At 67.0% G+C, this 25,310-nt stretch carries 26 protein-coding genes; 11 read left to right on the forward strand and 15 right to left on the reverse strand.

Annotation, left to right across the window (positions count from 1 at the left end; all coding sequences use genetic code 11):
- Positions 1 to 6 precede the first annotated feature (6 nt).
- The 5 genes from D8I30_RS13040 to D8I30_RS13060 form a co-directional block, all read right to left on the reverse strand.
- Positions 7 to 1,023 carry a threonine aldolase family protein gene (locus D8I30_RS13040; RefSeq protein ID WP_121483130.1) on the reverse strand — a complete coding sequence of 339 codons (1,017 nt, stop codon included), beginning with the start codon at positions 1,021 to 1,023 and terminating at the stop codon, positions 7 to 9.
- A gap of 4 nt (positions 1,024 to 1,027) precedes the next feature.
- A complete protein-coding gene (locus tag D8I30_RS13045; protein WP_121483539.1) occupies positions 1,028 to 1,984 on the reverse strand; it encodes a mechanosensitive ion channel family protein in 957 nt (318 codons plus the stop codon).
- Between the two features lie 49 nt (positions 1,985 to 2,033).
- The gene (locus tag D8I30_RS13050; RefSeq protein WP_121483131.1) at positions 2,034 to 3,731 is read right to left on the reverse strand and encodes a cisplatin damage response ATP-dependent DNA ligase; all 1,698 of its coding nucleotides are present in this window, start codon (positions 3,729 to 3,731) and stop codon (positions 2,034 to 2,036) included.
- Positions 3,732 to 3,831: 100 nt separating this feature from the next.
- Positions 3,832 to 5,625, reverse strand: a complete 1,794-nt coding sequence (locus tag D8I30_RS13055) for a response regulator (protein ID WP_240387247.1) — start codon at positions 5,623 to 5,625, stop codon at positions 3,832 to 3,834.
- A 158-nt stretch (positions 5,626 to 5,783) separates the two neighbouring features.
- A complete protein-coding gene (locus D8I30_RS13060; RefSeq protein ID WP_121483133.1) occupies positions 5,784 to 6,083 on the reverse strand; it encodes a BolA family protein in 300 nt (99 codons plus the stop codon).
- Between the two features lie 44 nt (positions 6,084 to 6,127).
- On the opposite strand from D8I30_RS13060, the gene D8I30_RS13065 reads away from it, so the two are divergent.
- The 3 genes from D8I30_RS13065 (at position 6,128) to cobS (ending at position 8,656) form a co-directional block, all read left to right on the forward strand.
- Entirely contained in the window at positions 6,128 to 6,802 is a 675-nt protein-coding gene (locus D8I30_RS13065; RefSeq protein ID WP_121483134.1) for a J domain-containing protein, read from the forward strand.
- A gap of 361 nt (positions 6,803 to 7,163) precedes the next feature.
- A complete protein-coding gene (locus D8I30_RS13070; RefSeq protein ID WP_121483135.1) occupies positions 7,164 to 7,592 on the forward strand; it encodes an organic hydroperoxide resistance protein in 429 nt (142 codons plus the stop codon).
- A 59-nt stretch (positions 7,593 to 7,651) separates the two neighbouring features.
- Positions 7,652 to 8,656: a cobaltochelatase subunit CobS gene (gene cobS, locus D8I30_RS13075; protein ID WP_121483136.1), complete on the forward strand. Its 1,005-nt coding sequence runs from the start codon at positions 7,652 to 7,654 to the stop codon at positions 8,654 to 8,656.
- A gap of 1,023 nt (positions 8,657 to 9,679) precedes the next feature.
- Here the strand turns inward: cobS and D8I30_RS13080 are convergent.
- The gene (locus D8I30_RS13080; protein WP_121483137.1) at positions 9,680 to 10,735 is read right to left on the reverse strand and encodes a COX15/CtaA family protein; all 1,056 of its coding nucleotides are present in this window, start codon (positions 10,733 to 10,735) and stop codon (positions 9,680 to 9,682) included.
- A 140-nt stretch (positions 10,736 to 10,875) separates the two neighbouring features.
- Between D8I30_RS13080 and D8I30_RS13085 the strand changes: the two genes are divergently transcribed.
- Together D8I30_RS13085 and D8I30_RS13090 are read left to right on the forward strand one after the other, a co-directional pair.
- Positions 10,876 to 11,127: a transglycosylase gene (locus tag D8I30_RS13085; RefSeq protein WP_121483138.1), complete on the forward strand. Its 252-nt coding sequence runs from the start codon at positions 10,876 to 10,878 to the stop codon at positions 11,125 to 11,127.
- Positions 11,127 to 11,342, forward strand: coding sequence for a DUF2842 domain-containing protein (locus tag D8I30_RS13090; protein ID WP_121483139.1), 216 nt, complete (start codon positions 11,127 to 11,129; stop codon positions 11,340 to 11,342). Before D8I30_RS13085 ends, D8I30_RS13090 begins: the two co-directional genes overlap by 1 nt.
- Positions 11,343 to 11,434: 92 nt before the next feature.
- Here the strand turns inward: D8I30_RS13090 and D8I30_RS14980 are convergent, their stop codons facing one another.
- The 3 genes from D8I30_RS14980 to D8I30_RS13105 all read right to left on the reverse strand — a co-directional run bounded on the left by D8I30_RS14980 (position 11,435) and on the right by D8I30_RS13105 (position 14,582).
- Positions 11,435 to 12,673 (reverse strand): M23 family metallopeptidase, encoded by a 1,239-nt coding sequence (locus tag D8I30_RS14980; protein WP_121483140.1) that lies wholly within the window; start codon positions 12,671 to 12,673, stop codon positions 11,435 to 11,437.
- Positions 12,670 to 13,650, reverse strand: coding sequence for a GlxA family transcriptional regulator (locus D8I30_RS13100; protein WP_121483141.1), 981 nt, complete (start codon positions 13,648 to 13,650; stop codon positions 12,670 to 12,672). Before D8I30_RS13100 ends, D8I30_RS14980 begins: the two co-directional genes overlap by 4 nt.
- A gap of 89 nt (positions 13,651 to 13,739) precedes the next feature.
- Positions 13,740 to 14,582 carry an alpha/beta hydrolase family protein gene (locus D8I30_RS13105; protein ID WP_121483142.1) on the reverse strand — a complete coding sequence of 281 codons (843 nt, stop codon included), beginning with the start codon at positions 14,580 to 14,582 and terminating at the stop codon, positions 13,740 to 13,742.
- A 182-nt stretch (positions 14,583 to 14,764) separates the two neighbouring features.
- Here D8I30_RS13105 and D8I30_RS13110 point away from each other — a divergent pair, with 182 nt between their 5' ends.
- The 3 genes from D8I30_RS13110 to D8I30_RS13120 all read left to right on the forward strand — a co-directional run bounded on the left by D8I30_RS13110 (position 14,765) and on the right by D8I30_RS13120 (position 16,478).
- Entirely contained in the window at positions 14,765 to 15,073 is a 309-nt protein-coding gene (locus tag D8I30_RS13110) for an autorepressor SdpR family transcription factor (protein ID WP_121483143.1), read from the forward strand.
- Positions 15,070 to 15,489, forward strand: a complete 420-nt coding sequence (locus D8I30_RS13115) for a hypothetical protein (RefSeq protein ID WP_121483144.1) — start codon at positions 15,070 to 15,072, stop codon at positions 15,487 to 15,489. Before D8I30_RS13110 ends, D8I30_RS13115 begins: the two co-directional genes overlap by 4 nt.
- An 86-nt stretch (positions 15,490 to 15,575) precedes the next feature.
- The gene (locus D8I30_RS13120) at positions 15,576 to 16,478 is read left to right on the forward strand and encodes a TraB/GumN family protein (RefSeq protein WP_121483145.1); all 903 of its coding nucleotides are present in this window, start codon (positions 15,576 to 15,578) and stop codon (positions 16,476 to 16,478) included.
- A gap of 693 nt (positions 16,479 to 17,171) precedes the next feature.
- Here D8I30_RS13120 and D8I30_RS13125 read toward each other — a convergent pair.
- From D8I30_RS13125 to D8I30_RS13140, 4 genes are all read right to left on the reverse strand, one after another.
- Entirely contained in the window at positions 17,172 to 17,411 is a 240-nt protein-coding gene (locus tag D8I30_RS13125) for a hypothetical protein (protein WP_121483146.1), read from the reverse strand.
- A 121-nt stretch (positions 17,412 to 17,532) separates the two neighbouring features.
- The gene (locus D8I30_RS13130; RefSeq protein WP_162938903.1) at positions 17,533 to 18,216 is read right to left on the reverse strand and encodes a hypothetical protein; all 684 of its coding nucleotides are present in this window, start codon (positions 18,214 to 18,216) and stop codon (positions 17,533 to 17,535) included.
- A 160-nt stretch (positions 18,217 to 18,376) separates the two neighbouring features.
- Positions 18,377 to 18,829, reverse strand: a complete 453-nt coding sequence (locus D8I30_RS13135) for a DUF3592 domain-containing protein (RefSeq protein ID WP_121483148.1) — start codon at positions 18,827 to 18,829, stop codon at positions 18,377 to 18,379.
- Between the two features lie 10 nt (positions 18,830 to 18,839).
- Complete coding sequence (locus D8I30_RS13140; protein WP_162938904.1) at positions 18,840 to 19,493, reverse strand: RICIN domain-containing protein; 654 nt, start codon at positions 19,491 to 19,493, stop codon at positions 18,840 to 18,842.
- A gap of 225 nt (positions 19,494 to 19,718) precedes the next feature.
- On the opposite strand from D8I30_RS13140, the gene D8I30_RS13145 reads away from it, so the two are divergent.
- The 3 genes from D8I30_RS13145 to D8I30_RS13155 all read left to right on the forward strand — a co-directional run bounded on the left by D8I30_RS13145 (position 19,719) and on the right by D8I30_RS13155 (position 22,303).
- Positions 19,719 to 20,822, forward strand: a complete 1,104-nt coding sequence (locus D8I30_RS13145) for a sensor histidine kinase (RefSeq protein ID WP_121483150.1) — start codon at positions 19,719 to 19,721, stop codon at positions 20,820 to 20,822.
- Between the two features lie 29 nt (positions 20,823 to 20,851).
- On the forward strand, positions 20,852 to 21,583 hold the full coding sequence (locus D8I30_RS13150) for a LytR/AlgR family response regulator transcription factor (RefSeq protein WP_121483540.1): 732 nt from the start codon (positions 20,852 to 20,854) through the stop codon (positions 21,581 to 21,583).
- A gap of 525 nt (positions 21,584 to 22,108) precedes the next feature.
- Positions 22,109 to 22,303 (forward strand): hypothetical protein, encoded by a 195-nt coding sequence (locus D8I30_RS13155; protein ID WP_121483151.1) that lies wholly within the window; start codon positions 22,109 to 22,111, stop codon positions 22,301 to 22,303.
- A 69-nt stretch (positions 22,304 to 22,372) separates the two neighbouring features.
- On the opposite strand, the gene D8I30_RS13160 is transcribed toward D8I30_RS13155, so the two are convergent.
- On the reverse strand, positions 22,373 to 22,768 hold the full coding sequence (locus D8I30_RS13160) for a cupin domain-containing protein (RefSeq protein ID WP_121483152.1): 396 nt from the start codon (positions 22,766 to 22,768) through the stop codon (positions 22,373 to 22,375).
- Between the two features lie 130 nt (positions 22,769 to 22,898).
- Complete coding sequence (gene ppsA, locus D8I30_RS13165) at positions 22,899 to 25,307, reverse strand: phosphoenolpyruvate synthase (protein WP_121483153.1); 2,409 nt, start codon at positions 25,305 to 25,307, stop codon at positions 22,899 to 22,901.
- Positions 25,308 to 25,310: the final 3 nt, after the last annotated feature.

Below are 25,310 nucleotides of genomic sequence, written 5' to 3' on the forward strand. Positions count from 1 at the left end.
GCCACCTCAGTCCAGACACGCCACGGCGTCGATGAGGGCGTCCACCGACGCCTCCTCGGTCGCCCAGGAACAGACGAACCGCACCGAACCGTCGTCGAACTGATAGCAGGCCCAGCCCGCCGCGTTCAGCCGCGCATGGGCCTCGTCGGACATCCGTACGAAGACGGTGTTGGACTCCACCGGGTGGGCCAGGACGAAGGGGGTCCGCGCCTCGATGCCGTCGGCCAGGCGCTGGGCCATCAGATTGGCGTGCGCCGCCCCCTCGACCCAGGCGCCGGATTCCAGCAGGCCCAGCATCGGCGCCGCCAGCAGCCGCCCCTTGGACGCCGTCTGTCCCGCCTGTTTCAGCCGGTTGTCGATGCGGCGCGTCAGGCGCTTGTCGAAGATCACCAGGGCCTCGACGCAGTTCGCCCCCGCCTTGGCCCCGCCGAAGGACAGGATGTCGACGCCCAGCCGCGGAATGTCCTTGGGATCGAAGCCCGCCGCCACGGCGTTGGCCAGCCGCGCGCCGTCCATGTGCACGCCCAGGCCCGCCAGCTTGGCGGGCTCGATCAGGTGACGCAGTTCCTCCTCGGAATAGACGGCGCCGTATTCCGTCGCCTGGGTCAGGCTGAGGGCGGCGGCCGGCTGGCGATGGCCGACGACCGGCTCGTCCAGGGCCGCGTTCAGGGCCGCCACGTCGATCTTGCCCGAATAGCCCGGCAGGCCGATCAGGCCGACGCCCTGGCCGAAGAAGCCGGGCGCCCCGGTCTCGTCTGTGCAGACGTGGGCGGCGTGGTGGGCCAGCACCGCCTCATAGGGCCGCGCCAGCATGGACAGGCCGATGGCGTTGGCCGCCGTGCCGCTGAAGACGAAACGCACCTCGGCGTCGGCGTCCAGGGTCTGGCGGATCAGATCCGCCGCGCGCGCTGAAGTCTCGTCCGCCCCATAGGCGCGGGCGAAGCCCTGATTGGCTGCAATCAGGGCGTCCAGGGCCGCGGGCGCCATGCCCGCCGTATTGTCGGAACCGAAATCGTATCGCACCGCGTCAGTCTTTCCCCGCTGCCGGCGCCGCAAGGGCGTCCGCCGTCTGGTCGTTCTTGTAGGGCACGGCGACCTGATGCGGGAACGGTATCTCCATCCCGGCCTCGTCCAGCGCCTCCCTGCCCGCCTGCATCAGGTCGGCCTGGGTCTGCCACCAGTCCGCGTTCTGGACCCAGGCGTGGAGGGTGATCTGCGCCGCGCTGTCCAGCAGGGCCGTCACCCCGGTCCAGACTTCCGGCTCGGGCAGCACCTTGTCGTTCAGCCGCGCCACGGCCGCCAGGATCTCGCAGGCCTGCTTCAGGTTCTCGCCGTAGCCGACGTTGAATTTGATCTCGATGCGGCGCGTCTTCTGACCCGTCACATTGACGATGACGTCGCTCAGCACCTTGGAGTTGGGGATGACGATCTTGTGGTTGTTCCCGTTGATCAGCTGGGTCGTGAACAGGTCCAGCTTCTGCACTGTGCCGCCCGCGCCGCCGACCTCGATCGACTCCCCCACGCGATAGGGCCGCAGGATCAGCAGCATGACGCCCGCCGCCACGTTCGACAGCGTGCCCTGCAGCGCCAGGCCGACGGCCAGGGAGGCCGCGCCCAGCACGGCGATGATGGAGGTGGTCTGCACTCCCAGCCGCTGCAGCACCGCGATCATGCCGACGATGATGACCACCACCCGCACGATCTGGACCATGAAGCCCAGCACCGTCGGGTCGCGCCGCACGGCCCGGGTCCGCGACAGGATGCGCCGCGCCGCGCCCGAGGCCCAGCGCGCGGCGATCAGGGTGAGGACGAAGATGATCGCCGCCACCGTCAGGTTGACCGCGAAGTCGCCCAGCATGTCGGCGGCCTTGGCCAGGATGGCGGCGTTGGTCGTAAGCTTCTGCTCGCCGACGGCCATGACCTGCGCCAGCGGCTCGGCCAGGGAAGTCCCGGTCGGAAGGTGAGTCGTCGATGCCAGGCTCATGAGCATGGTCAGGGTCTAACGTGTGGGCCTGTGATTGGAAGCCCGCCGGTCAAGCTTTTTCGCCTGCGCTGACCCGCCCGCCGCCGCGTTCGATGGCGTCCAGCAGGTCCAGGACGGAATCGAGGGTGTCCGCCTCGCGCGCCGGCTTGTCCCAGCGGATGCGGCTGACGCGCGGAAAGCGCATGGCCACGCCCGACTTGTGCCGCGTCGAACGCTGCAGACCCTCGAAGGCGATCTCCAGCACCAGGCCGAAATCGCGCTCGGCCCGCACCGCGCGCACCGGCCCGAACCGCTCGACCGTGTGGTCGCGGACGAACTTGTCCAACTGCTTCAGCTCCTGGTCGGTGAAGCCGAAATAGGCCTTGCCCACGGGGGTCAGCGCCCCCTCGCCCGTCCAAACGCCGAAGGTGTAGTCGGAGTAGAAGCCCGAGCGTTTGCCGTGGCCCCGCTGGGCGTACATCAGCACGGCGTCGATGACGTGCGGATCGCGCTTCCACTTGAACCACGGCCCCTTGGGACGGCCGGCCACATAGGGGCTGTCGCGGCGCTTCAGCATCAGCCCCTCGGCCGCCGCCCCGACCGGCGGATCGGCCCGCAGCGCGGCCAGTTCGTCCCAGGTCGTGTGCGCCAGCAGCGGCGACAGGCCGAGCCGTTGGCCCGGATGCGCCGCCGCCAGCCGCTCCAGCCGCGCTCGACGCTCGGTCAGCGGCAGGGCACGCAGGTCCTCGCCCCCTTCGGCCAGCAGATCGTAGGCCAGGATGCCCGCCGGATAGGCCTGCATCAGCCTGGCGTCGGCCGTCTTGCGGTTCAGCCGCTGTTGCAGGTCGCCGAACGGCGCCACCACCCCGTCGCGCACCACGAGAAGCTCCCCGTCGACCGCGCCCTCAAAGGCCAGATCGGCCATGACATCGGGAAAGGCCGCCGAAATCTCGTCGCCGGTGCGCGAATACAGCCGCGTCTCCCCGCCCTCGCGCACCGCCTGGACGCGGATGCCGTCCCACTTCCACTCGGCGATGAAGTCGGCCGGGTCCAGACGCGGCAGGTCCAGGCCCTCGTCCAGGGCCACGGCCAGCATGACCGGCCGGAACCGGCCGGGCGCATCAGGACTGGGGCGCTCGGCTCGCCCTTCCAGCCAGGCGAACAGGTCCTCATAGGGCGGCTTGAGCGCGTGCCAGACCTCCTCCACCTCGCCGACCGTGACCGGCGCCAGGGCCTCGGCCGCCTCGCCGCCTTCAGGGCTGGGCGGTTCGGGAACGGCGGCGGGTCGCATCATGGCTACGGCCGTGCGCGCCAGACGCGCCGACAGGCCCACACGCAAGGCCCCGGTCACCAGCTTCAGCAGGGCCCAACGCCCCTTGGGCTCCAGCGCGTCCAGCCAGCCCTCGATCAGGGCCGGCGCCTCGGCGCGGCCGGCGTGCATCAGGGCGTCGGCCACCTCGCCCAGCTCAGGCTCGCGGTTGGCGCGATGCTGCGGATCGCGCGGCCAGATCAGGGCCGCCGTTTCGGCCAGGTCGCCGACATAGTCGTAGGACCAGCCGAACAGCACCGGATCGACCCGCGCCTCGACGGCCTTGCGGATCATGGCCGGCTTGGCCGTGGCGAAGCTCAGCTCCCCCGTCAGGGCCGCCAGGGCCCAGCCTCGGTCAGGATCGGGCGTCGTCTTAAGATAATCGCGCAGCAGGACCAGCTTCGCATTGCGCGAAGTCGTCAGCGACAGGCGATCCAGCAGTTCGGCGAAGGGACGCAATCCGGCTCCAGCGCATCAGGCTTCACAGCACAACGGCGAAGAGTGCGCAGGTTTCCCTCGCCGCCCCTTATCGCCCAGGCTTTTGCGCCCGTTCGCCGGGTCAGGCCGCCGCCGCCTCGCTCTCGGCCGCCTGCGCGACCAGACGCCGCAGCGCACCCCGGCCGCCCTTGGCGTGCCCCATGAGCGCCGACAGGCTGCGGAAATCGATCGGCTTGTTCAGATAGGCGTCGGCGCCCGCCGCAAGCCCCGCCTCATGGTCCTCGTTGCGGGCGGAGGCCGACAGGACGATGATCGGCGTCTCGGCGTTCGCCCCGCCGCCTTCGCGGATCAGCCGCGTCGCTGTCAGGCCGTCCATGATCGGCATGTTGACGTCCATGATGATCAGGTCGAACTGCTGCTCGAAAGCGGCCTCGATCGCCTCGTGCCCGTTTTCGGCCGTGCTGGTCCGACGGCCGGTCGATCCCATCCAGGCTTCCAGGATCATGCGGTTGACCGGGTGATCCTCGACCACCAGCACTTCCATCGCGTCGCCGCCGGCCATGTCGGCGTCATCGGCGGCCGTCGTTTCGGCCCCGCGCCACGCCACCACCTCGCCCTCGACGGCGAAGGTGAAGGTCGAGCCTTCGCCCAGCTTGGAGGTCACAAAGATCTCGCCGCCCATGATATTGGCCAGGCGCCGCGAGATCGTCAGCCCCAGGCCCGTCCCGCCGAAACGACGCGTCGAGGATGCGTCCACCTGCGTGAAGGGCTGGAATAACTGGCCCATGTCGCTCTCGGAAATGCCCGCGCCGCTGTCCGTCACAGCGAATTCGAAGGCCACCCGGCGCTCGGAGATGCGGCGACCGCGCGCCACGAAGCGCACCGCGCCCTGGTCGGTGAACTTGATCGCGTTCGACAGCAGGTTCTGCACCACCTGGCAGACCCGCAGGGGATCGCCGCGCACCACGGCCGGAATGTCGCCCTCGAACTCGGTGATGAACTCCAGCCCCTTGGCCTCGGCCTGGGCTTCGAACGGTCCGACGATGCGGCGGTGCAAATCCTCCAGATTCACGTCCACCGTCTCGAAATTCATCCGCCCCGCCTCGATCTTGGTCATGTCGAGGATGTCGTTCAGCAGGCTTAGCAGGTTGTCGCCCGAGTTGCGGATGATGGCCAGATACTCGCGCTGCGCCCCTTCCAGCCGCGTCGCGCTCAGCAACTGGGCCGCGCCCAGCACGCCGTTCATGGGGGTCCGGAGTTCATGGGAGATGACGCCGAGGAAGTTCGACTTGGCCTCATTGGCGGCATCTGCCTTGTCGCGGGCGGCGCCCAGTTCCTCGATCAGATGGGCCTGGTGCTCCTGGAAGGCGCGAATGCGCTCCTCGCGCAGCATCGTCATGGTGACGAGGACGAAGAGGCTCGCCGCCGTGAACGGGGCCAGGGCGACGAAAGGCCAGAAGACGGGGTCGCCGATCAGGCTGACGGCGATGATCGCCGCCGCCGCGCCATAGGGCGACGAAATCAGCAAAGCCTGGCGCGGCGAGCTCCGCAGTTGGGCGAACACCAGCACATAGCCGGAAATCAGCAGGGCAATCGCCAGCTCGCGCCCGAACGGCGCATGGGAGAACCAGGCCAGCAGCGGCGCCACGGCCCAGACCGCCGTCGTGCCCGTAGCCACGGCGGGGAAGACCATCCCCCAGCCGTTTCCGACGCTCTGGCTGACGCGCTTCTCGACCTCGCCGCGCAGGGCGCCGGCGGCCAGGGTCGCCACGAACCACAGGAGGCCATGAGCCAGGCCGACCGTTGCGATCAGGCCCAGCGCCCAGCTGACGATGATGAGATAGCGCAGGTAGTGGGTCTGGAGGATGGCCGTCAGCGCCTGAGCCGCCTCGCCCGGCGCCTGCGCTCCGTCCATCCCCTTTGCGAACCCGTCAGATCCTACCATCGCGATGCCCCCGCCCGCTCCAATATGCTTCGGGCGGGGACGCTAGGACGAAAGGTTCTAAGACGATATGAATGGGGATAACCACGTAATCCCATTTCGGTCGCTCGAGCCCGCCGTCCCGTGGCGTTTCAGGAATCGGCCTCTTCAGGCGTCTGCGCCCGGATCGAAAGCGCGTGGACCGGGCCGGCCAGTTCGTCCTTCAGCACGACTTTGACGGCCCGCTGGCGCGCCACTCGGTTCTGGCCGGCGAAGGCATCGGACACGATGGTGAGCCGGAAATGGCTCTCGCCGCCGTCGCGGGCGTCGATTCCGCCCTCATGATGATGGCCGGCGTGCTTCCAGCTGTCGTCCTCCAGCTCCAGGCGCCGAGGGGCGAACGCCGCCGTCAGTTTTTGGCGGATAATCGTCGCTATCGGCCCTTCAGACATGGGTACTCCTTGAAGCTGTCCAATTCGGCCCTACACTTCGGTCGATGTCCGCGTCTTTTCAATACAAGCCTCGCTTCACCGACATCCGCGTGAAGCCGCCGCGTCCCGACGAGGAAGAAGACGCGGCCGAGGACGTCCTGCGCCTGAAGCCCGGCGAGAAGTCCTGCGAATGGGCCGAGTGCACCCGCCCCGCCACGGCGCGCGCGCCCAAGTCGCGGGAGCAGCTGAACGAGTTCTACGATTTCTGTCAGCAGCACGCCGGCCAGTACAACAAGAGCTGGAACTTCTACGCCGGCATGAACGAGGGCCAGATTCGCGCCGCCCAGGAAAATGAGGCCATGACCGGCGGCCGTCCCACCTGGCAGATGAAGGCTGGTCCCCAGACGCGCGAGGCGGCCGCCTTCGCCGCCAAATTCGGCACGAGCAATAATTCCGGCGCGGGCTCCTGGCGCGACAGCTTCGGCCTGTTCGGACGCCGGGTTCACGCAGTCGATCCGGCCCAGGACGATCCTCGTCATCGACTAGGCAAGCTGGAGCGCGCCGCCCTGGCCGATCTCGGTCTGGAGCCGGACGCGGACAAGGCCGCCATCAAGGCGCGCTATCATGAGATGCTCAAGCGCTTCCACCCCGACACCAACGGCGGCGACCGCGGAGCCGAGGCCAAGCTTCAGAGCGTCATCCGAGCCTGGAAAACCTTGAAAAAGGCCGGCCACGCCTGACGGACCTCAACAGGCCGCCCGGCCGGGACACGGGCTCGACCCGCGTCATGGCCTCACTGTTGGCCGACGAATCCCAGATTTCGGCGAACGTCTGGTCTCCAGTCTCGTCCCGCATCATGCGTCGAGTTTCCTGGATGGCCTCCGTGAAGCTGTCGGCCTCCAGAGGGAACATCTGGGGCGTTCGTCCGGGCGCATCATAAACGTAGCAGAAGTACTGCGTGTGCGTGTCCATGGCCTCTCCCCCGACGGGAGTGATGCCTTATCTATTAACACCCCCTTGTGGATTTTCCGAATCACAGAACCGTTGTTTCTGAAGGACGTTCCGTCCTGGTCCTTTCGCGCTTCGGCAAGGAGTCCACAGATGGAAGTCATATATCGCGCCCGCGCCACGGCCTCCGGCGGCGGCCGAGAAGACGGCCGTTCATCCACTGACGACGGCAAGATCGACGTGCGCCTGTCCGTCCCGCCCGAAATGGGCGGCAAGGGCGGCGACGGAACCAATCCCGAGCAGTTGTTCGCCACCGGCTACGCCGCCTGCTACCTCGGCGCCCTTCGCCTCGTGTCCGGCAAGGCCGGCACGCCGGTCGGTCCCGACACCAAGGTCGCCGCAGGGATCGGCATCGGCAAGAACACCCGGGGCGAGGGCTTCAACCTCGACGTGGTGCTGCGCGTCTCCGACCATGGTCTTGAACGGACTGTGATCGACGACCTAATCCAGAAGGCGCATCAGGTCTGCCCCTACTCCAACGCCACGCGCGGCAATGTGGATGTCGCTCTCAGCGCCGTCTGAGCCCATGAGCGGCGCGTCCCCCTCGACCACCTGATCCGCCTGCGGTAATCGCTCTGCTCATGACCTCTCCGCTCGACGCTTCCCCCGATCCGCTCGTCACCCTGGAACCGCACCGCAAGGTCACGCTGAGAGAGGCGTTCGGCGTCGATTCCGATATGGTCGTGCCCGCTTTCGACACGCGTGACAGCCACGTGCCCGAGATCGACGACAGTTATCGATTCGATCCCCAGACCACGATCGCCATCTGCGCGGGCTTCGCCTACGACCGTCGCGTCATGGTCCAGGGCTATCACGGCACCGGCAAGTCGACCCACATCGAGCAGGTCGCCGCCCGCCTGAACTGGCCGCTGGTCCGCATCAACCTGGACAGCCACGTCAGCCGCATCGACCTGATCGGCAAGGACGCCATCGTCCTCAAAGACGGCAAACAGATCACCGAGTTCCGCGAGGGCATCCTGCCCTGGGCGCTGCAGCGCCCGGTCGCCCTGGTGTTCGATGAATACGACGCGGGCCGCCCGGACGTCATGTTCGTGATCCAGCGCGTGCTGGAGGCCCAGGGCCGCCTGACCCTGCTGGACCAGAATCGCGTCATCCGCCCGAACAAGTGGTTCCGCCTGTTCGCCACCTCGAACACGGTCGGCCTGGGCGACACCACGGGCCTGTACCACGGCGCCCAGCAGATCAACCAGGCCCAGCTCGACCGCTGGAACATCGTCACCACCCTCAACTACCTCGACCACGACGTCGAGGCCGAGATCGTCGCCGCCAAGGTGCCCGAGTGGAACGACGCCGAGGGCAAGCGCCGCATCGCCGCCATGGTCCGCGTCGCCGACATGACCCGCAACGCCTTCATGAACGGCGACATCTCCACCGTCATGTCGCCGCGTACGGTCATCACCTGGGCCCAGAACGCCATCATCTTCGACGGCGACGTGGCCCTGAGCTTCCGCCTGACCTTCCTGAACAAGTGCGACGAGTTGGAACGACCGACCATCGCCGAGTTCTATCAGCGCGCCTTCGGCGAGGACCTGCCGGAATCCGCCACGCGTGTGAAGATCGGCTGACCCATGGCTTTTCCCCTTCTCCCCTTGTGGGAGAAGGTGGCCCGTCAGGGCCGGATGAGGGGTCTCTCCGAAGTCGAACGAAGGCAGCGAGGTTGATGGCGGCGCAACCCCTCATCCGTCTGGCTGCGCCAGCCACCTTCTCCCACAAGGGGAGAAGGATAAGACGCGCGCTTTCACATCACGGCGCCGCAATCCCGGCAAATCCCCGCCTTTGCGCGACCCTCGCCCCCATCAACTCGCCGCACCCGCCGCCCATGCCACGTTTCCCCTGTCCCGTCGCAAGGGAGGGCTCGCTCGGCCGGCGAACCGAAGCGGCGGCGGGAGCGGAGAGAACGGGGGTCTTGTCGGATCGCTTCGTCCTCCCTCGCGCGCACCGGACAAGGGCGGGAGCCCAGCGGAAGGCGGCGGCGGATCGGACAGGCGGTTCTCCACGCGACGTCTCAGGACGAAGCGTGAAATGCTCTCAAGCAGCGCGAACGCGCGGTAGAGCACGAGAAGACAAGACGCCGCAGGGGCCTAGCGACGGGGCGTTCGATCCGTCCGCCAGAGAGGTTCCGGCCAGGGTCGCGGGGGTTACGCGGACCGTTCCAGGACTGCACGCCGGTGCAGCCTGCCCGTCATGGGCGCCGGGAGTAGCCGCGAACAACGGCGCCTGCCCCGAGCTCATGAACAACTCTTCGCGCGGGGCGTCGGCCTTCGTCGAAACGGTAAAACTCATCTTCTCCGGGCGAAGACCCGGCGCCCCGCCCAGCCCTCTCGACCTGCCGCGCCTGCGCGGCGGGGTGAGGCCGTATGACTCGTCACCCCGGCCAACGAGCGCAGCGAGGCCGAGCCGGGGCCGCGGTCTCGCGCGGCGGGCAAACGCGTTCCTTCTCCCCTTGTGGGAGAAGGTGGCCCGTCAGGGCCGGATGAGGGGTCTCTCCGAAGTCGAACGAAGGCAGCGAGGTTGATGGCAGCGCAACCCCTCATCCGTCTGGCTGCGCCAGCCACCTTCTCCCACAAGGGGAGAAGGCCAATCAGGCTTTACCGCAGCCCCGACACGAACATCCGCGGCCGCGAGCGCCGCACCAGCCACAGGTTCACCGTGGCCGCAGCCAGCACCAGGGCCGCGACGGCCTGGTGCAGCACCCCCAGGGTCACCGGCACGGCGTGCATCAGCGTGACCACCCCAAGCCCCGCCTGCAGCCACAGCGCGCCCGCGAGGACGAGTGCGGCGGCGCCCAGCCCCTCGCCCAGCCGCCCGCGCAGGGCGTGGACCGCGTAGAAGGTCCCGCCGAGCAACAGCACATAGGCGCCGATGCGATGGTTGAACTGAACCAGGCCCTGGTCGTGCAGGAAGGCCAAGCCTCCCTGGGCCCAGGCGACCGGCGGGAATACGGCGCCGTTCATCATCGGCCAGTCAGTGTAGATCATGCCCGCCTTGGCGCCGGCCACCAGGCCGCCCAGCAGACATTGGACGAAGACCCCCGCCAGCAGCAGGCCCGCGCCCCAGCTCCATCCGCGCGGCGAGCGGCTGTAGTCCGAACCGGCCCACGCCTCCAGGCCCGTCCAGATCAGGCCCGCGAAGATCAGGAAGGCCAGGCCCAGGTGGGTGGCCAGCCGCTCGGGCGCCACGTCGACGCGCTCCGCCAGGCCGCTGGACACCATCCACCAGCCGATCAGCCCCTGCAGCCCGCCCATCGCCAGCAGGATCACGCAGCGACCGATCAGGCGGCGCGGAATCGCGCGGAAGGCCACGAAGGCGACGAAGGGCACGGCGAAGACCACGCCGATCAGGCGGCCGAACAGGCGGTGCGCCCATTCCCACCAGAAGATGTACTGGAACTCCGCCATGCTCATGCCGGCGTTGACCTCGGCGTACTGAGGGATGGCCTTGTACTTGTCGAAGGCCTCGCCCCACTCGGCATGGCTCAGCGGCGGCAGGGCGCCCATGATGGGCTTCCACTCGGTGATCGACAGGCCCGAGCCCGTCAGGCGAGTCGCCCCCCCGATCACGACCATGGCGAACACCATGGCCGCGCAAAGAAACAGCCACAGCGCCACCGCGCGGCTGTGGTCCAGTTCACCAATACGCTTCATTCGACGCCTGCCGTTCGCCCCGATATGCTTGCCGCCTCTTTCGCGGGCGGCGGAACCGAGGGATATGCCCCTCCCGCGTGGCAAGATCGAGTCGGTTTCTACGCCAAAGCGTCGCACAACAATCAAGGGAGCGCCGTCCGGTGCAATACGTCGAGATCGCCATCGCCCTGGCCGGGGCCCTGGCCCTGGCCTGGATCGCCGACCTGGTGACGGGTCGCCGCGGCCTGGGCGCGACCGTCCTGGTCGCCCTGGTCAGCGCCGCATGCGGCGCCTTCCTTGCGGTGCGGGTGTTCGCGGTGGCCGTGCTGACGGACTGGGAATGGCTGCCCTGGTCCATGGCCGCCGCCGTCCTGGGGCTGTTCGCCTTCTTCCTGTTCCGGAGCAAGCGCTGATGCCGCCCCGCGCCCGCCGCTTCATCGCCACGCTCGGCGTCGTCTTCTTTCTGGCCTTCTGGGTCTGGGGCGCGGTGACGCTGCACGACCGGCTGCCGGACGCCTGGTGGATCGACCTCATCTTCTTCGCCGTCGCGGGCATCGGCTGGGGCCTGCCGCTCATCCCCCTGCTGCGCTGGGCCGAGCGCCCGCCGCAGGACGATGCCGCGCGCTAGACAGCAGAACGGCCGGCGAGGTCGCCCTCGCCGGCCGTATCAGTTGCTGCTAACCCTCAGAGGAGCGACAGACTGTTTTCGCACGATCGAGGTCAGGCGAAATCTATCCTTGCCTGGCGCATCGGCATCTCGCCGTGTCGCTGCTCTCTCCGATCGCCGACGACTTCGCCATAGGCGTCGATGACGTAGGGCAGGCCTTCTGATCCAAGCAGACTTGGACCATCGGTCACCTGGAAATGCAGATGCGGCCAGCGGCTGTCGCCGGAATTCCCGATCGCGCCCAGCGCCTGGCCCCGACTTACCCGGTCGCCCGCCCGGACCTTCACGCTTCCGGGCTGCAGGTGCGCATAGGAGGCGAACAGCCCGTCGCCCAGATCGAGGGTCACGACGTTCCCCCCGACCGAATGCATGGTGATCTCCAGCACAGGCGCGAAGCCTTCATCGGTGCGCGGCCTGTTGTCGGGGAATCCGTCAGACGCCACGACGACGGTCGCATCCGCCACCGCGAGTACCGCCTGGCCATAGGCATGGTAGGCGCGCACGTCTGCTTCATCGCCGTCGAACCATGCGCCGCCTCGCTGCCGCTTCCAGTCGATCGCGTAGCGCCGCGCGATGCGGGCGGCCCCATCCACCGCCAGCAAGCCGACGCGGTGATGGTCGTCCGCCCCTGCGTTATTGGTGGCGACCCAGTCGCTCCCCTTCACGGGCGGTCCCAGCCGCCTCAGCGTCTGGCTCGGGGCGACGTCGATCGCCGGGCCCGTCGTGAACTCTCCGCCCGAGCGCATCCGATGCTGCAACTTCGCAGGGGCTGCGCCGGCGCTCGCGAGCCGCAGAAAGACGACACAACTGCGGCCGCTGCCGAGCATCAGTCCTTCGCCCACCATCAGGGCGCCGAGACCGATCGGGCTGATCAGCGCTTCCAGGCTCGCCCCCTCAAAGCCCGCCACGATCGCCTTGGTGTTGGCGTCAAGAATCTCGAGCCCGCTGAGAGGCAACGGCCTGTTCCCGAAGTTGCGTAGATGCAACTCATAGATCAGATGCTCGCGACCGGCGCTGGGAACCGCTGTTGGCGGAAACGGCACGCGCATCTCCAACTGCACCGGCGGAAAATCGGCGACCGGCTCGCCTCGGGCAGCCGCCGCGGGAATGCGCTCCATGCCGCAGGCGGGGCAGACGCCCGGCGAGGAGAACAACCGCCCGTCCATGGCGCAGCCGCAAGCGGCGCAGACATAGCCTCCAGACGGCGCGCCTGCGTCGGACAGGGCTGCGGCGGGCGCTCCCAGCGCCAGGGCGGTTCCCAAAATGACTGATCGTCGGGTGCCTGGGATCATGTCTCATCCTTCGTCTGGAAACGATCGCGATAGTCGCTCGGCCGGACGCCGAACCGGCGAGAAAAAACGCGCGCGAAGGCATCGTCGCTGCCGAAGCCGAAGTCTGCTGCGATGACGCTGATCGGCTCATGCCGCCTTTCCAGACGCGCCCTCGCCGCGTCCAGCCGCAGATCCTCGGCGTAACGGGCCGGCGACCGGCCGATCTGTTCCTTGAACCGGCGCGAAAACGTCCGGACGCTCATGGATGCCTTGGCCGCCAGCACCTCGACGCACTGATCCGCGCCGGGATTGGCCGCCATCCAGGCGATCAGATCGGCGAAGCGGTCGCCGCTCCTCATCTGCATCGACAGGGGCTGGGAAAACTGCGCCTGCCCGCCCGGCCGCTTGAGGAAAACCACCATCTCACGAGCCACATCCAGCGCAGCGGTCGGCCCGAAATCCTCCTCGGCGAGCGCCAGCGCCAAGTCGATCCCGGCCGTGATCCCCGCCGACGTGTAGATTGGCCCGTCCTTGATGAAGATGGCGTCGGGGTCGACGTCCATCGAGGGGTATCGCTGCGCCAGGTCGGCGATGAAGCGCCAGTGCGTCGTCGCGCGACGACCATCCAGCACACCGGCCGCCGCCAAGGCATAGGCCCCGGTGCAAACCGAAACGATGCGTCTGGCGCTTGAGGCCTGGGCCAGAACCCAGCTGCTTGCCGCCTTCAGCGTATCCGGCCTCCGTAGCCCGGAGCCTCCGGGAACAATGATGGTGTCGGCAGTCGCACGCTCCGAAAGGTCGGAATCCGCTTCGAAGACGATCCCGGTCTCCGACGAGAAGCGGCGTCCATGGAGCCCGACCAGGCGGATGTCATACGCGGGATGACCCGCCACCCGTACGCTGGCGAGCGCTTCCAGGGGGCCGACGAGATCCAGCGCCTGCACCCCGTCGAACCCGAGGATTTGCACTGACAACTTTGGATGGACGGGCGAGCTCATGCAGCAGAGCTAGCGCCGCCATCGACTGGCGCAAACCCCAATCTTCCGACACTTTCGGCCATATCGCTAAACGCGATCTGGCCTGGGCTTTACGCGACGAAGCAGCTTCTCTCGATGAAGCTCCGGGCCGCGGCCGCGGCTTCGGAAGGGTTATGGCCGCCGTTGAACTCCAGCGCCGTGAAAGGGGCTTTCGCCGTTCGAAGGGCCTGGACCAGCGGCGCATAGTGTTCGGCGAAGGGCGCTGCGGGGTCGCGGCGCCCGCCCGCGATGAAGATCGGATGCGCGGTTAGGTCCGACGCTCTCGCCGCCAGGCGGTGCCGGTCAGCGTCGGCGACGGCTTCCGCCATGAAGGCGTCCACCCCGCCCGGCCCGAACCGCGCGGCGGCGGGCTCGGCCGCGATGCCGTCGAGATCCGTCTTCCAGGCTGAGCGATACTCGGCGTCGATGGCCCAACGCGCGCCGATGACGCCCATGTCCGCGGGCACCAGCGCCACGACGCAGCCGATGCTGGGGTCCGAAGCCGCGGTCTGCAGCGCCACCCAGCCGCCGTAGCTGACGCCGAGGACTCCGATCCTAGCCGTATCCACGCGCTCGGCCTCCGCCCCCTTCAACCAGGCCACGGCCGCGGCGCCGTCCTCGCGCGAGTTGCGGACGCTTACCACGCCCCCCGAGCTTCCTGTCCCGCGATACTGGGGCAGAAGCACCGTGTAGCCGCCAGCCTGGAGCTCGGTGGCGATACGCGGAATGCCCGGCCCGGCCGGGAAGCCGTTGAACAGGATGATCGCCGGACGAGCGCCCTCTCCAACACCCTCCAGGACCCGAGCGGAAAGCGTTGCGTCGCCGGACCGGATCGACACCTCTCGGGCGGGCTGCTGGGCAAGGGCGCTCCCCGGGAGGCTCAGGAGGGCGGCGGCGATAATATGCGATTTCATGATGGCGCCTTGCGTGAAAACCCGCTTCTGAAGCGGGCAAGCGCCACCGTGATAACGGCGCTCTGTCGGTGGCGCTGCTTAAGCTTCTGTCATGACAAAGTTTTCATATGAAACCCTCATTCAGCGCAAAACCAGCAACGCCTGGGGTTGACTCGTTTCGATAATTAGCTAATTGTCTTTCCATGAACACGGTTTTCAAAGCGATCGCGGATCCGACCCGCCGCCGGGTGCTTGAGTTGCTCCGGCAGGGTCCGATGACGGCCGGCGAACTGGCGGACCAGTTCGCCGTGTCCAAGCCGACCATGTCGGCGCACTTCAACGTGTTGCGTGAAGCGGGTCTGATCGACGCCTTCAAGCAGGGCAAGACGATCACCTACCGTCTGCAGCTCTCCGTGCTCGAAGACGCCCTGCTGACCTTCAGCCAGCTTGTCGGGATCGACCTCTCGGGATCGACCGCTGACACACAGCCCAAGAACGGATCCTCGAAATGACCTTGCATAAGCCCGCGACCGCCATCGGCGTGGCCGTCGCCATTCTTGCGTCGGCCGCCTTCCTCAAGTTCGCGGGCCAAAGCGGCCTGATCGATGGTGATGCGGGGACACGCGCGGTCATGGCGGCCTCGGGGCTCGTCCTGGCCGCCATCGGCAACGGCGTGCCCAAACAGCTGAAGCGCGCCCGCTCCTCTCTGGCCGCCGAACGTCGCGTCCAGGCGGCGTTGCGCCGGGTGGGTTGGGCCGTGACGCTCGCCGGCGTCGTCATCGGCGCGCTCTGGGTGACGGCCCCCGAATCCTGGGCGCGACCTCTGTCCCTGACGGTCCTCGGCGCCGCCTTCCTTGTCGCCGTCCAGGCCATTCTCGCCTGCAAGGCGTCGGTTCCCGATGCGTCCGACGCGCCCGCCGGGCGCTGACGCCAAGCCTTTCGTCTTCTGACTTCACCAGCCTTACGCCGCGCGGCTTGCCCGCGTGCGATCCCTCACGCCTGAAGGAACGCCTGATGCCGCCTTTCTCCCGCCTGCGCCTCCTGGCCCTGGCCGTCGCCGTCGGCCTTTCAGTTGCGCCGCTGCCGGCCAGCGCCCAGCCCACTGCACCCGCCCCCGCCCTCTGGGTCGTGCGGGACCATGACTCCACGATCTATCTCTTCGGAACGATCCACTTCGTAAAACCGGAGCAGGCGTGGCGCAGCGAACCTGTCGATGCAGCTTTCACAACCTCGACCCGGCTGATCCTGGAAGTCGCTGATCCAGAGGACCAGGCGGCCGTGGCGCCCCTGATCCCACGCTACGGACTGACGCCCGACCGGCCGCTGTCCAGCCTGCTGTCGTCGGAAGAGCTGCAACGCCTCGACGCCGCCGCCGCCGCCATCGGCGGCAGCGCGGCGCAGATGGACATCATGCGGCCGTGGCTGGCGGGCGTCATGCTGTCCTCGGCGGGTCTGGTGCGCAACGGCTATGCGCCGGGCGCCGGCGTCGACGTCCTCTTGCGCGCCCAAGCCAGGGCGGACGCCAAGCCGATCGAAGGACTGGAGACCCCGGAACAACAGGTGCGGATGCTGGCGGGCTTCCCCGAGGAAGGTCAGATCGCCTTCCTGAAAAAGACGCTCGATGATTTCCATAAGCCGCCGGTCGAGCTGGATCGGCTGGCGCACGCCTGGGCGGCCGGGGACGTGGACGCTATCGCCGACATCACCCTGAAGCCGATGCGCGAGGGCAATGAGCGCCTCTACCAGATACTGATCGTAGAGAGAAATCAGCGCTGGGCCCGCCAGATCGCGGACCTTCTGGATGGCAGCGGAACCGTCTTCGTCGCCGTCGGCGCGCTCCACCTAGCGGGGGAAGATAGCGTACAGGCCATCCTGCGGGAGGGCGGAATCGACATCAAGCGTCTTCCCGGTTCGTGAAGGGTCGGCACGCGCCGCTGCGAGTCGGACCCGTGGACGTCGGGCGCCCGAATTGAGGCCGATGCGTTGGCGCCAACGGTCTGAAAGCGGACCTTCAAACGCCAACGGCCGCACCCGCCCCTTGCGGACCATCGCTGGCCTAGATCAGTCGCCAGCCATGGAGTTGGCCGGGTCCCAATGAGATGAGAACCACGTCACCGATCAAGCTGACTTCCGATTGCCGCCCATCCCTCCTAAGGACGTCTAGCTCGTGTTCGTTCGCTAGACGCACACGCCGCCCGCCATGAGGCAAAAGGCCAACGACATGAGCAGTCATCGTAATGGGGTTCTGCCCTACGGGCGTATTCTTCGCTGTAATCTCGTGTAGCTTAACATGGGACACGGCCTGATACTCCTGCCGGTCCAAACGATCGACTGTGCAGATATGGGCATGCGCTGCCATTTCCCAGCGCAGCAGCAGATTACTCGGCAGCGCCGTCCGTTAATCGATGAAGTAAAGAAGCGATTTGAAGCCAGGCAGAGCTAGACGAAAGGTCAGCCTGACGCATGGCCAACCTTCCATTGGGAGCGCTCCTGTTGCTTTTCATTCTACGCCAAAAACGGCTCTTCTTCGCCAAGGCGGACTCTGGCTGATCGCCAGAAAGCCGACATTCACGTCTTCATGCGAACATCCACTTTCGGTGAGCATTTCCATCATGCGTCGACTTCATCGTCCGCATCTAAATCTGCGAACACGACACGCATCTCTGTTCGCAACTCTTCCTGGGTCTGATGAACCCATTTCCATATTGCACGAACGGCTTTTCCAGCCGTGACGGCTTCTGGCGAGAGCAATCGCTCCATCACATCCGTCAAAGCCTGGTTGCGACCCATGAGGACCCCTGCCCGATAGATGGGATCATCACAGGCGCCAAAGTCCTCATCCTGGTCCATGCGCGCCCTCCCCTGGGCGTGAAGAAAACGACAAACTCAGACGGCGCCCGCTTGGCCAGACTGTGCGGCGCGCAACCACCGCGCCCCAAACTCCGCCATGGGCTGTCGACGAGATCACCCGTTAGCGCGCCCGGGTGCACCGCGTCGTATAGGGATCGACGATATGGACCCCGTCCGCCCGGCGGTTCTCCTCGATATGGAAGACGACGGCTGGCTCGCCGGACCGATCAGGCTCCAACGTGCCCACCGCCCCCGCCCAGGCGCCGGACGTCAGCCGTATCTTGTCGCCTGTGCGCGTAAAACGGCCTCCGCCCGAGGCAGTTCGATAGGTCCCGGCCGGATCAAGCGTCAGGGAGGCCATGTTGCTGTAGGCCAGGCTGTACTGAGTGGTCTCGCCCATGCCCACGCCGATGCGGCGGTCTTGATAGGCGCATGTCAGCCGGGCTGCTGGAAGGACGCCCGAACGAGCGGCGGCAGGAGCGGCGGATGCAGCGGCGCTCTGGACCCGGCCGCTCATGGCCCCGTTGCTCAGGCCCTTTCCTGGAATGAAAGTCTCGAACGTGCCGCGGATGGAGGCCGTGTCGCATGGCCCGCCAAGGTCAGCGCGCGCGCGGCCGCTCTCGGCGCGAAAATAGCATTTGCCGTTCTCAAGAAAGCTACGCGCGGGGATCAACGGCGCCTCGACTGTCTGGCCGTCGAGGGTCAGGCGTAAGGTTCCGCGGAAATTGCCGCCTGTCAGGACGGCGCTGATCCTGAACTCGCCTTGGCCACCGTCATTATCACGCATCTCGCCCGCGAGGGTCATGGCGCCGCTGTTCGGTCCCAGCGGCCGTCCCGCCTGGGCCTGGACGGCGCCGCTCGTAAAAAGCAGGACGACGGTCGCCGCCGCAGGGAAGGTAGTTCGCAGCATGGCCGTCTCCTCGCCACATCAAGATTAGTCGGTAGGGCCTGGTCGCGGTCATGGCTCACAACAAGTCCAGGCCAATGAAGACGAAGAGGCCTCCGACCAGGGTCAGCACAACCGGCGTCACGAAATTGGGCCGGGCGCTCTCCAGCGCGCTCTCCTGAGGCTTGCGCGGATTGTAGAGGACGGCGACATCCCGGCCGACAGGATAACGTTCGGCCAGGGCCTCGGCGGCCTCGCGTGATTCAAATCGCGACGAGACGCCGAAGCTGATGCGGTCCCCCGTCAGGGCGCGACCGTCAACTTCATAGACGTAGGTCGGGCGGATGTAGAAGATGTCCTGCGCCCGATTGTCCGCGTCGGTCTCGACCTTATGGATCAGGTCGCTGGCGGTTATGCGCCCCTTGGCCTGGGGCCAGGCGCGGGCGCCGTCGGCCTTGCGGCGGGTGCGCAGATTGACGGTCCAGGCCGCGACGATGATCGCCAGGCCGATGAGTATGACCAGAGCGCCCATTTGGCGGGCCCTAGTTCAGGCCGCCGGCGGCCACCACGCCGGCGACCGGCATGATGACATTGCCGCCGCCGGCCGCCACGACGTTGGCGCCGCCAGCCGCGACGACGTTGTTCCCGCCCGCGGCAACCACGCCCGACCGGCTGATCGATACGCCGGGACGTGCTGATCGCGCCGCTTCGGCCCCTTGAGCATTAAGCATGCCTTGCGAGGCGGCCTGCACGGCGCTCATGTAGCGCGCCAGGCCCCAACGCTGGTTGGCGGCTCCCGAGCAGGTCCAGGCGATGATGCGCGCGCCCTGGCCGCCGCCTCGCTCGACATCGGCGCACCAGCCCTCTTCGTTACGCAGAGCGCCCGAGCTGGTCAGCGTCCACATCTGGCTGCGGCCGCCGGAGCAACTCGTGGCGACGAGGCCCGAGCCGGCCTGTCCGCTGGTGGCCAGGCAGCGACCGCCGACCATCAACTGACCGTAGGTCCCGCTGCGGAAGGTGAAGTTCTGGTTCGAACCGCCGTGGCAGCCCCACAGGATCGCCTCTGTTCCATTACGCATGTCCAGGCACTGGCCCGCGCGAAAACCGCTGGCGACGACCTCGGCCTGAACGGGCGTCGCCCCCGCCAGAACAGCTGCGGCGCCGCATGCCAGAACGCCCGCGAGTGCAAATCTCATCATGCCCTACCCTCCATGCCGGTCGCGCCGCCCACGGCGCTCGATACGGCCACGCCATCAGTTGGGCCCGGCTCCGTCCGGTCAACGACGGCGCCGCCGACGGGCGCGCGCCTGCGACGGCCCGACCGACGACGCGACGAATGAGCCGCATTTCACGACGAAGATGACTTGGGGCGTTCGCCGAACACAGGCATCCTTGGCTCTCCCATCGATCAGGAGCCTTCGATGTCGCCGTCCAGCCGCCAGATTCGCGAGGCCCTGCACGGTCTGAGGCTCTCCGTCGTGGTCTGGGGTTTCGGCTATCTGCTGGTCGCCCTGGCCATGAGCGTCCAGGGGCGGGCGAGCTTCCCCCTGGCCCTGCTCTCGCAACTGCCCCTTTTCCTCGCGGGCATCACCGTCGCCGTGCTGGTGCACCGCGTCTTCGTCTGGGGGCGAGGCTGCCGCGTCGCCGTGCGCTGGGCGAGCATGACGGCGGCGCTGCTTTGCGCCACCGTCGCCATCACCGCCGTGGACCTAGGCTATCATTATTGGCTTGGTCAGACGATCGTCCCGGCGTGGCGCGAATGGGCCAGCCTCTTCGTTCCGCCGCGCGTCTTCTCGGTGGCGCTGCTCTATCTGTGGACCCTGTGCCTCAGCTCGACCCTGTTCTGGACCACGGACATCAACGAGGCGGCCCGGCGACAGGAAGCCCGCGCCATCGAGGCGGAGAGCGCCGCCCACCGCGCGGAAGCGGCGGCCCTGCGGCTGCAGTTGAACCCGCACTTCCTGTTCAACACCCTGAACGCCATAGCCAGTCTGGTGGTCACTCGACGCAACAAGGACGCGGAGGAGATGATCAATCGCCTGGCCGACTTCCTGCGCGCCTCACTGGCTTCCGAGCCGGACGGCCTGGTGCGTCTGACCGAGGAGATCGCCACCGTCGAAGCCTATCTACAGATTGAAAGCGTTCGCTTCGGCGATCGAATGAGCGTCAGGATCGACCTGCCCGAGGCGTTGGCGGAGTCTCTGGTGCCGAACTTCATCCTCCAGCCCCTCGTCGAGAACGCGGTCAAGCACGGCGTGGCCGGCAACGCCGGCGCCACGGCCATCCATGTGGTGGCGCAGCAAGAGGGCCAGTCGCTGTCCGTCCGGGTGATGAACCAGTCGGACGGCCCGCGCCGTCGGTCACGGCCGCGAGCCGAACCCCGGCCGCGTAGCGGCATCGGCCTGGCCAACATCCGCCAGCGGCTCGAGATCCTCTACGGCGCCGCTGGCGCGCTGATGACGGAAGCTGGACCACGGACCCACGTAGCGACCGTCCTCCTGCCGTTGATCCGCCAGGAAATCTGATCGACCATTCCAGAAGGGGGGGCTTGAACATGAAGATCCTGATCGTGGACGATGAGCCCTTGGCGCTGGACCTGCTCCGTGCGCAGCTGGCCCAGATTCCGGACGTCGAAATCGTGGGCGAAGCTAGGGACGGCGATGCGGCCATCGACGCAGCCACTCGCCTGCGCCCCGACCTGGTCATCCTTGACATTCACATGCCCTACCGCGACGGGCTGCAGGCTGCGTTCGACCTCAAGGCCGCCCACGGAAGACACGTCCCGGCTGTCATCTTTTCAACAGCCCATGCCGATCATGCGGTCGACGCCTTCGACCTGGAGGCGGTCGACTATCTGCTCAAGCCTGTGCGCTTGCATCGTCTGCGCCAGGCGGTCGACCGCGTGCGGTCTCAACAGATGAGGGCGTCAGTCGAGGGTAGCGAACCTGTGCTTGCGCCGACGGGATTCTGGGCCCCTACGCGCGCTGGGCGTCGCATCCGCGTCATGGAAACGGACATCCTCCGCATCGAGGCGGCGCGCGACCACGTTTTGCTGCACACCGCGCAGCGCAGCTTCCTGCTGCGCATGACGATGGCCGCCATTGCTCAGCAGATCACCGACCCGCGCCTTGTGCGCGTTCATCGCTCCGCCTTTGTGCGCCTGGATGCCGTTCGCACGATAATCCGCCGCGCCAAGTCCTTCGCCCTGGAACTGTTCGACGGCACGATCGTGCCGGTCAGCATCAGGCACAGAGCTGTACTAGACCGAATGACTGCGGCCGACTGACCACTTGACGACCTTCGGGTTCCCCGCGACGCCCCATCATCAGCGCCCCGCGTTCCCCACCTAGGTTTTCCGAAATCAAGCCGGCCGATTACCTGACCTGGTCCCAGCAGTCGAAGTCACGTCAAGGTGCGAACGGCCGCGCTCGCAAGGGGCGCTGAACTGCCCATATGCAGTCTGTCGATCAAAAACCGACCAGCGGCTGGCTTACTGTGCGGCCGAAAAATGGAAGGTCATGATGGCGCTCCCTGCGACCAGCACTCCTCAATCGGGCAATATGAGCGGCCTCGCCACCAGGGTGGGTTCAGGTCTCGCCGTGCTCCTGGCGGCGGCCGTCGTGTCCTGCTCGTCCATGGTCAACAACTGGACGTGATACAGCCTCCACGAAAACCACGCCAAAGATAGGCGACATCGTCACCATCTTTCCGCCCCGGGAAGCTTCACGTCCGGCCGTCTCCTCCGGCACCACAGGCCAACCTGCCCGGCGGGGAAAACAAGCCCCAGCCTCCAGCGAGAGAAGGGATTCCCATGCCCATTACCCACATCGTCGAGCGAGCCTTCCAGATCGCGGAAAGCGATCCTGCCTGCTTGAAGGTAGGCGACATCACCGCCGCCCTGGCGATTGAAGGCTACGGCTCAATCGATCGGTTTCATCTCGATGGGAATGTCATACGCGCCCAGTTGCGGAAACGCATCGCCCTGCGCCTAGCCAAGTCTGCATGAGGCAAGCCCGAGCCCCCAAAACTGACATCCCTTTACTTGGCCACTCAAGACGCGCGTGACATCGCGTCCCTACTCAGTCGTCGTTCCGTCGAAGTGCTCTTCGCTGGCCTCGGCTTCCGCCTTGGTTGCCCGCACGATCCCATCCTTATGATCCGGCGGGCCGTAGACGGTATAGAGGCTCAGTGACTCCTCGCCGGTGTTGACGACGTTGTGGCGGGCGCCCGCCGGCACGATGATCGCGTCATCAGCTTTGATCGCCGTCCGCTGGCCGTCGATCCAGACTTCGCCTGCCCCCTTCTCGATGCGAAAGAATTGGTCGTGGTCGTCGTGGACCTCCTCGCCGATTTCCTCGCCCGGTCGCAGGGCCATGAGGACCAGTTGCAGGTGCTTGCCGGTGTAAAGCACCCGCCGGAAGTCCGTGTTCTCCACCGTCAGCCGGTCGATGTCGTCGACAAAACCCTTCATCGCACTCTCCTGATTTCCGTCTGAAAACGCTATCACCGCAACCCGTCTGTAGCCATTCATCCCTCCGACGAACCAGCCGCCGGCGAGCGCTGCATGATGCATAAGGGCACGCCCCAGGTCATCCGTTCCGTCACGCCCGAGACCCGACGCGTTCAGCCTGCAGAACGGCTTCAAGCGTGCGCCCGAGGCTCTGGGGATTGACGCTGATGGAGTCGACGCCCAGGTCGGTCAGGAAGACCGCGACCTCCGGATAGGTCGCCGGCGCCTCGCCGCAGATTCCCACGTGACGGCCGTTGCGGTGTGCGCCCACGACGGCCTGGCGCAACATTTCGAGCACGCCGGGATCCCGTTCGTCGAAGTCGAAGGCCACCACTTCGGAGTCACGGTCGACGCCCAGCAGCAGTTGGGTGAGATCGTTCGAGCCGATCGAAAACCCGTCGAACAGCTTGGCGAAGGCGTCGATCTGGATCACGTTGTTGGGAATCTCGCACATGACATAGACCTCGAGCCCGTCCCTGCCCCGCTCCAGGCCGCTGGCCGCCATCGCCTGCAGCACGGCCCCGGCTTCTTCCAGGCGCCGGCAGAAGGGGACCATCACCTTGAGGTTCGTCAGGCCGAAGTCCCGGCGAACGCGAGCGAGGGCCTCGCATTCCAGCACAAAACCGTCGGCATAAAGCGGATGAGCGTAGCGCGATGCGCCCCGGAAACCGAGCATCGGGTTCTCCTCGACCGGCTCGAAGGCCGCCCCGCCGAGCAGCCTGGCGTATTCGTTCGTCTTGAAATCCGACAGCCGCACGATGACCGGACGCGGATAGAAGGCCGCCGCGATCATCGCTACGCCCTCGACAAGGGTTTCCACGAAATAGTCCCGCGCAGAGGCGTGGGACTTGGCGAGCCGCGCGATCGTCGCCCTGTCGCGAACCGAGGTGACGCGCTCGGGGTGCGCGGCGGCCATGGGATGAAGCCTGATCCGCTCACCGATGATGAACTCCAGCCGCGCCAGGCCGACCCCCGCGCTCGGCAGCCGGGCGGCGTGAAGGGCCTGATCCGGATGCGCCAGGTTCAGCATGATGTCGGTCTTCGGCTGGATCAGAGCCGCGCCCTCGAGCCGCTCGACGGCGAAGGCGACGTCGCCTTGATAAACATGACCCGTCTCGCCTTCGCAGCAGGCGACGGTCACCCGGCTCCCGGAGATCAGCCGTCGGGTCGCATCCCCCGTCCCCACGACCGCCGGCACCCCCAGTTCACGGGCGACGATGGCGGCATGGCAGGTGCGTCCGCCCCGATCCGTGACGATCGCCGCCGCCTGTTTCATCACCGGCTCCCAGTCCGGGCTGGTGGAGGTGGCGACCAGAACGTCGCCGGGCGCGCACGATTTCAGGTCCGCGTCGCTGCGGATCATCCGGACGACCCCGCTGGCCGCCTTCTCGCCGACCGCCTTGCCTGACGTCAGCAACTCGCCCTTGCCGGTCAGCCTGTAGGTCTCGATCTCAGCCCCAAGACGCGACGCGACCGTCTCGGGCCTCGCCTGAACGATATAGAGCCGCCCATCATCCGCGTCCTTGGCCCATTCGATGTCCATCGGCGTCGCCCGCCCGGCCCGCGCAGAGTAGTGATCCTCGATCTTCAGGGCCACGTCGGCCAGTTGCAGCACCTCCACATCCGTAAGGCAGAACCGCGCCCGTTCGGTTTGCGAGGTTCTCCGCGTTGCCAGTCCTCGCGCCTTGCCGCCACGTCGCCAGGTCATGCGCGCCTGTTTGGCGCCCAGGCTGCGGCTCAGCACTCGCCTGAAGCCTTGCCGGAAGGTCGGCTTGTGGATGTAGAATTCGTCCGGATCGACTCGCCCCTGCACGATGCTCTCGCCAAGGCCGTAGACGCCGGTGACATAGACCACGTCGCGAAAGCCGCTTTCGGTGTCGAGGGTGAAGATCACGCCGCTCGAGGCCTGATCGGCGCGCGCCATCCGCATCACGGCGACGGAGAGAGCGACCTTGAAATGGTCGAAGCCGTTGTCGTTTCGATAGACGATGGCCCGATCGGTGAAGATGGAGGCGAAACAGCGACGACAGGCCTCCACCAGGTCTTCATCACCCCGCACGTGCAGGAAGCTTTCATGCTGGCCGGCGAAGCTCGCCGTAGGCAGGTCTTCGGCCGTCGCCGAACTGCGCACGGCGACGGTCACGTCCTCCCCACATTGGTCCAGCAAGCGATGATAGGCGCCGAGGATCTGGCGGCGGAGCGCGTCGCCGCCGGTCGCCGCATAGACGATCTCGCGCGCCTTGGCCGCCGCGACCTGCAAGGCCCCGATGTCGCCCGCATCCGCGCCCGTGAGCAGGGCCTTCAGTTGCGGCAGGACCGCGGCGGCGTCAAGAGCGTCGCGATAGGCGTCGGCGGTGATCGCGAAGCCTTGGGGAACCGTCACGGCCTCGCCACCGAGCAGTTGCGCGAGTTCGCCCAGCGAGGCGGTCTTGCCGCCGACCAGCGGCACGTCCTCCAGACCCAGGCTGTCGAACCAACGGACGTAGTCCTTGATTGTCATGTC

The organism is Brevundimonas naejangsanensis, from assembly GCF_003627995.1.
GTDB lineage: Bacteria > Pseudomonadota > Alphaproteobacteria > Caulobacterales > Caulobacteraceae > Brevundimonas > Brevundimonas naejangsanensis_B.

Excerpts from the sequence above, each read along its gene's own strand:
- D8I30_RS13045 (WP_121483539.1), bottom strand. The coding sequence starts at position 1,984 with ATGAGCCTGGCATCGACGACTCACCTTCCGACCGGGACTTCCCTGGCC.
- D8I30_RS13055 (WP_240387247.1), bottom strand. The coding sequence starts at position 5,625 with ATGGACGGAGCGCAGGCGCCGGGCGAGGCGGCTCAGGCGCTGACGGCC.
- D8I30_RS13060 (WP_121483133.1), bottom strand. The coding sequence starts at position 6,083 with ATGTCTGAAGGGCCGATAGCGACGATTATCCGCCAAAAACTGACGGCG.
- D8I30_RS13065 (WP_121483134.1), top strand. The coding sequence starts at position 6,128 with ATGTCCGCGTCTTTTCAATACAAGCCTCGCTTCACCGACATCCGCGTG.
- D8I30_RS13070 (WP_121483135.1), top strand. The coding sequence starts at position 7,164 with ATGGAAGTCATATATCGCGCCCGCGCCACGGCCTCCGGCGGCGGCCGA.
- cobS (WP_121483136.1), top strand. The coding sequence starts at position 7,652 with ATGACCTCTCCGCTCGACGCTTCCCCCGATCCGCTCGTCACCCTGGAA.
- D8I30_RS13080 (WP_121483137.1), bottom strand. The coding sequence starts at position 10,735 with ATGAAGCGTATTGGTGAACTGGACCACAGCCGCGCGGTGGCGCTGTGG.
- D8I30_RS13090 (WP_121483139.1), top strand. The coding sequence starts at position 11,127 with ATGCCGCCCCGCGCCCGCCGCTTCATCGCCACGCTCGGCGTCGTCTTC.
- D8I30_RS14980 (WP_121483140.1), bottom strand. The coding sequence starts at position 12,673 with ATGATCCCAGGCACCCGACGATCAGTCATTTTGGGAACCGCCCTGGCG.
- D8I30_RS13100 (WP_121483141.1), bottom strand. The coding sequence starts at position 13,650 with ATGAGCTCGCCCGTCCATCCAAAGTTGTCAGTGCAAATCCTCGGGTTC.
- D8I30_RS13105 (WP_121483142.1), bottom strand. The coding sequence starts at position 14,582 with ATGAAATCGCATATTATCGCCGCCGCCCTCCTGAGCCTCCCGGGGAGC.
- D8I30_RS13110 (WP_121483143.1), top strand. The coding sequence starts at position 14,765 with ATGAACACGGTTTTCAAAGCGATCGCGGATCCGACCCGCCGCCGGGTG.
- D8I30_RS13115 (WP_121483144.1), top strand. The coding sequence starts at position 15,070 with ATGACCTTGCATAAGCCCGCGACCGCCATCGGCGTGGCCGTCGCCATT.
- D8I30_RS13120 (WP_121483145.1), top strand. The coding sequence starts at position 15,576 with ATGCCGCCTTTCTCCCGCCTGCGCCTCCTGGCCCTGGCCGTCGCCGTC.
- D8I30_RS13125 (WP_121483146.1), bottom strand. The coding sequence starts at position 17,411 with ATGGACCAGGATGAGGACTTTGGCGCCTGTGATGATCCCATCTATCGG.
- D8I30_RS13130 (WP_162938903.1), bottom strand. The coding sequence starts at position 18,216 with ATGACCCTCGCGGGCGAGATGCGTGATAATGACGGTGGCCAAGGCGAG.
- D8I30_RS13135 (WP_121483148.1), bottom strand. The coding sequence starts at position 18,829 with ATGGGCGCTCTGGTCATACTCATCGGCCTGGCGATCATCGTCGCGGCC.
- D8I30_RS13140 (WP_162938904.1), bottom strand. The coding sequence starts at position 19,493 with ATGAGATTTGCACTCGCGGGCGTTCTGGCATGCGGCGCCGCAGCTGTT.
- D8I30_RS13145 (WP_121483150.1), top strand. The coding sequence starts at position 19,719 with ATGTCGCCGTCCAGCCGCCAGATTCGCGAGGCCCTGCACGGTCTGAGG.
- D8I30_RS13150 (WP_121483540.1), top strand. The coding sequence starts at position 20,852 with ATGAAGATCCTGATCGTGGACGATGAGCCCTTGGCGCTGGACCTGCTC.
- D8I30_RS13155 (WP_121483151.1), top strand. The coding sequence starts at position 22,109 with ATGCCCATTACCCACATCGTCGAGCGAGCCTTCCAGATCGCGGAAAGC.
- D8I30_RS13160 (WP_121483152.1), bottom strand. The coding sequence starts at position 22,768 with ATGAAGGGTTTTGTCGACGACATCGACCGGCTGACGGTGGAGAACACG.
- ppsA (WP_121483153.1), bottom strand. The coding sequence starts at position 25,307 with ATGACAATCAAGGACTACGTCCGTTGGTTCGACAGCCTGGGTCTGGAG.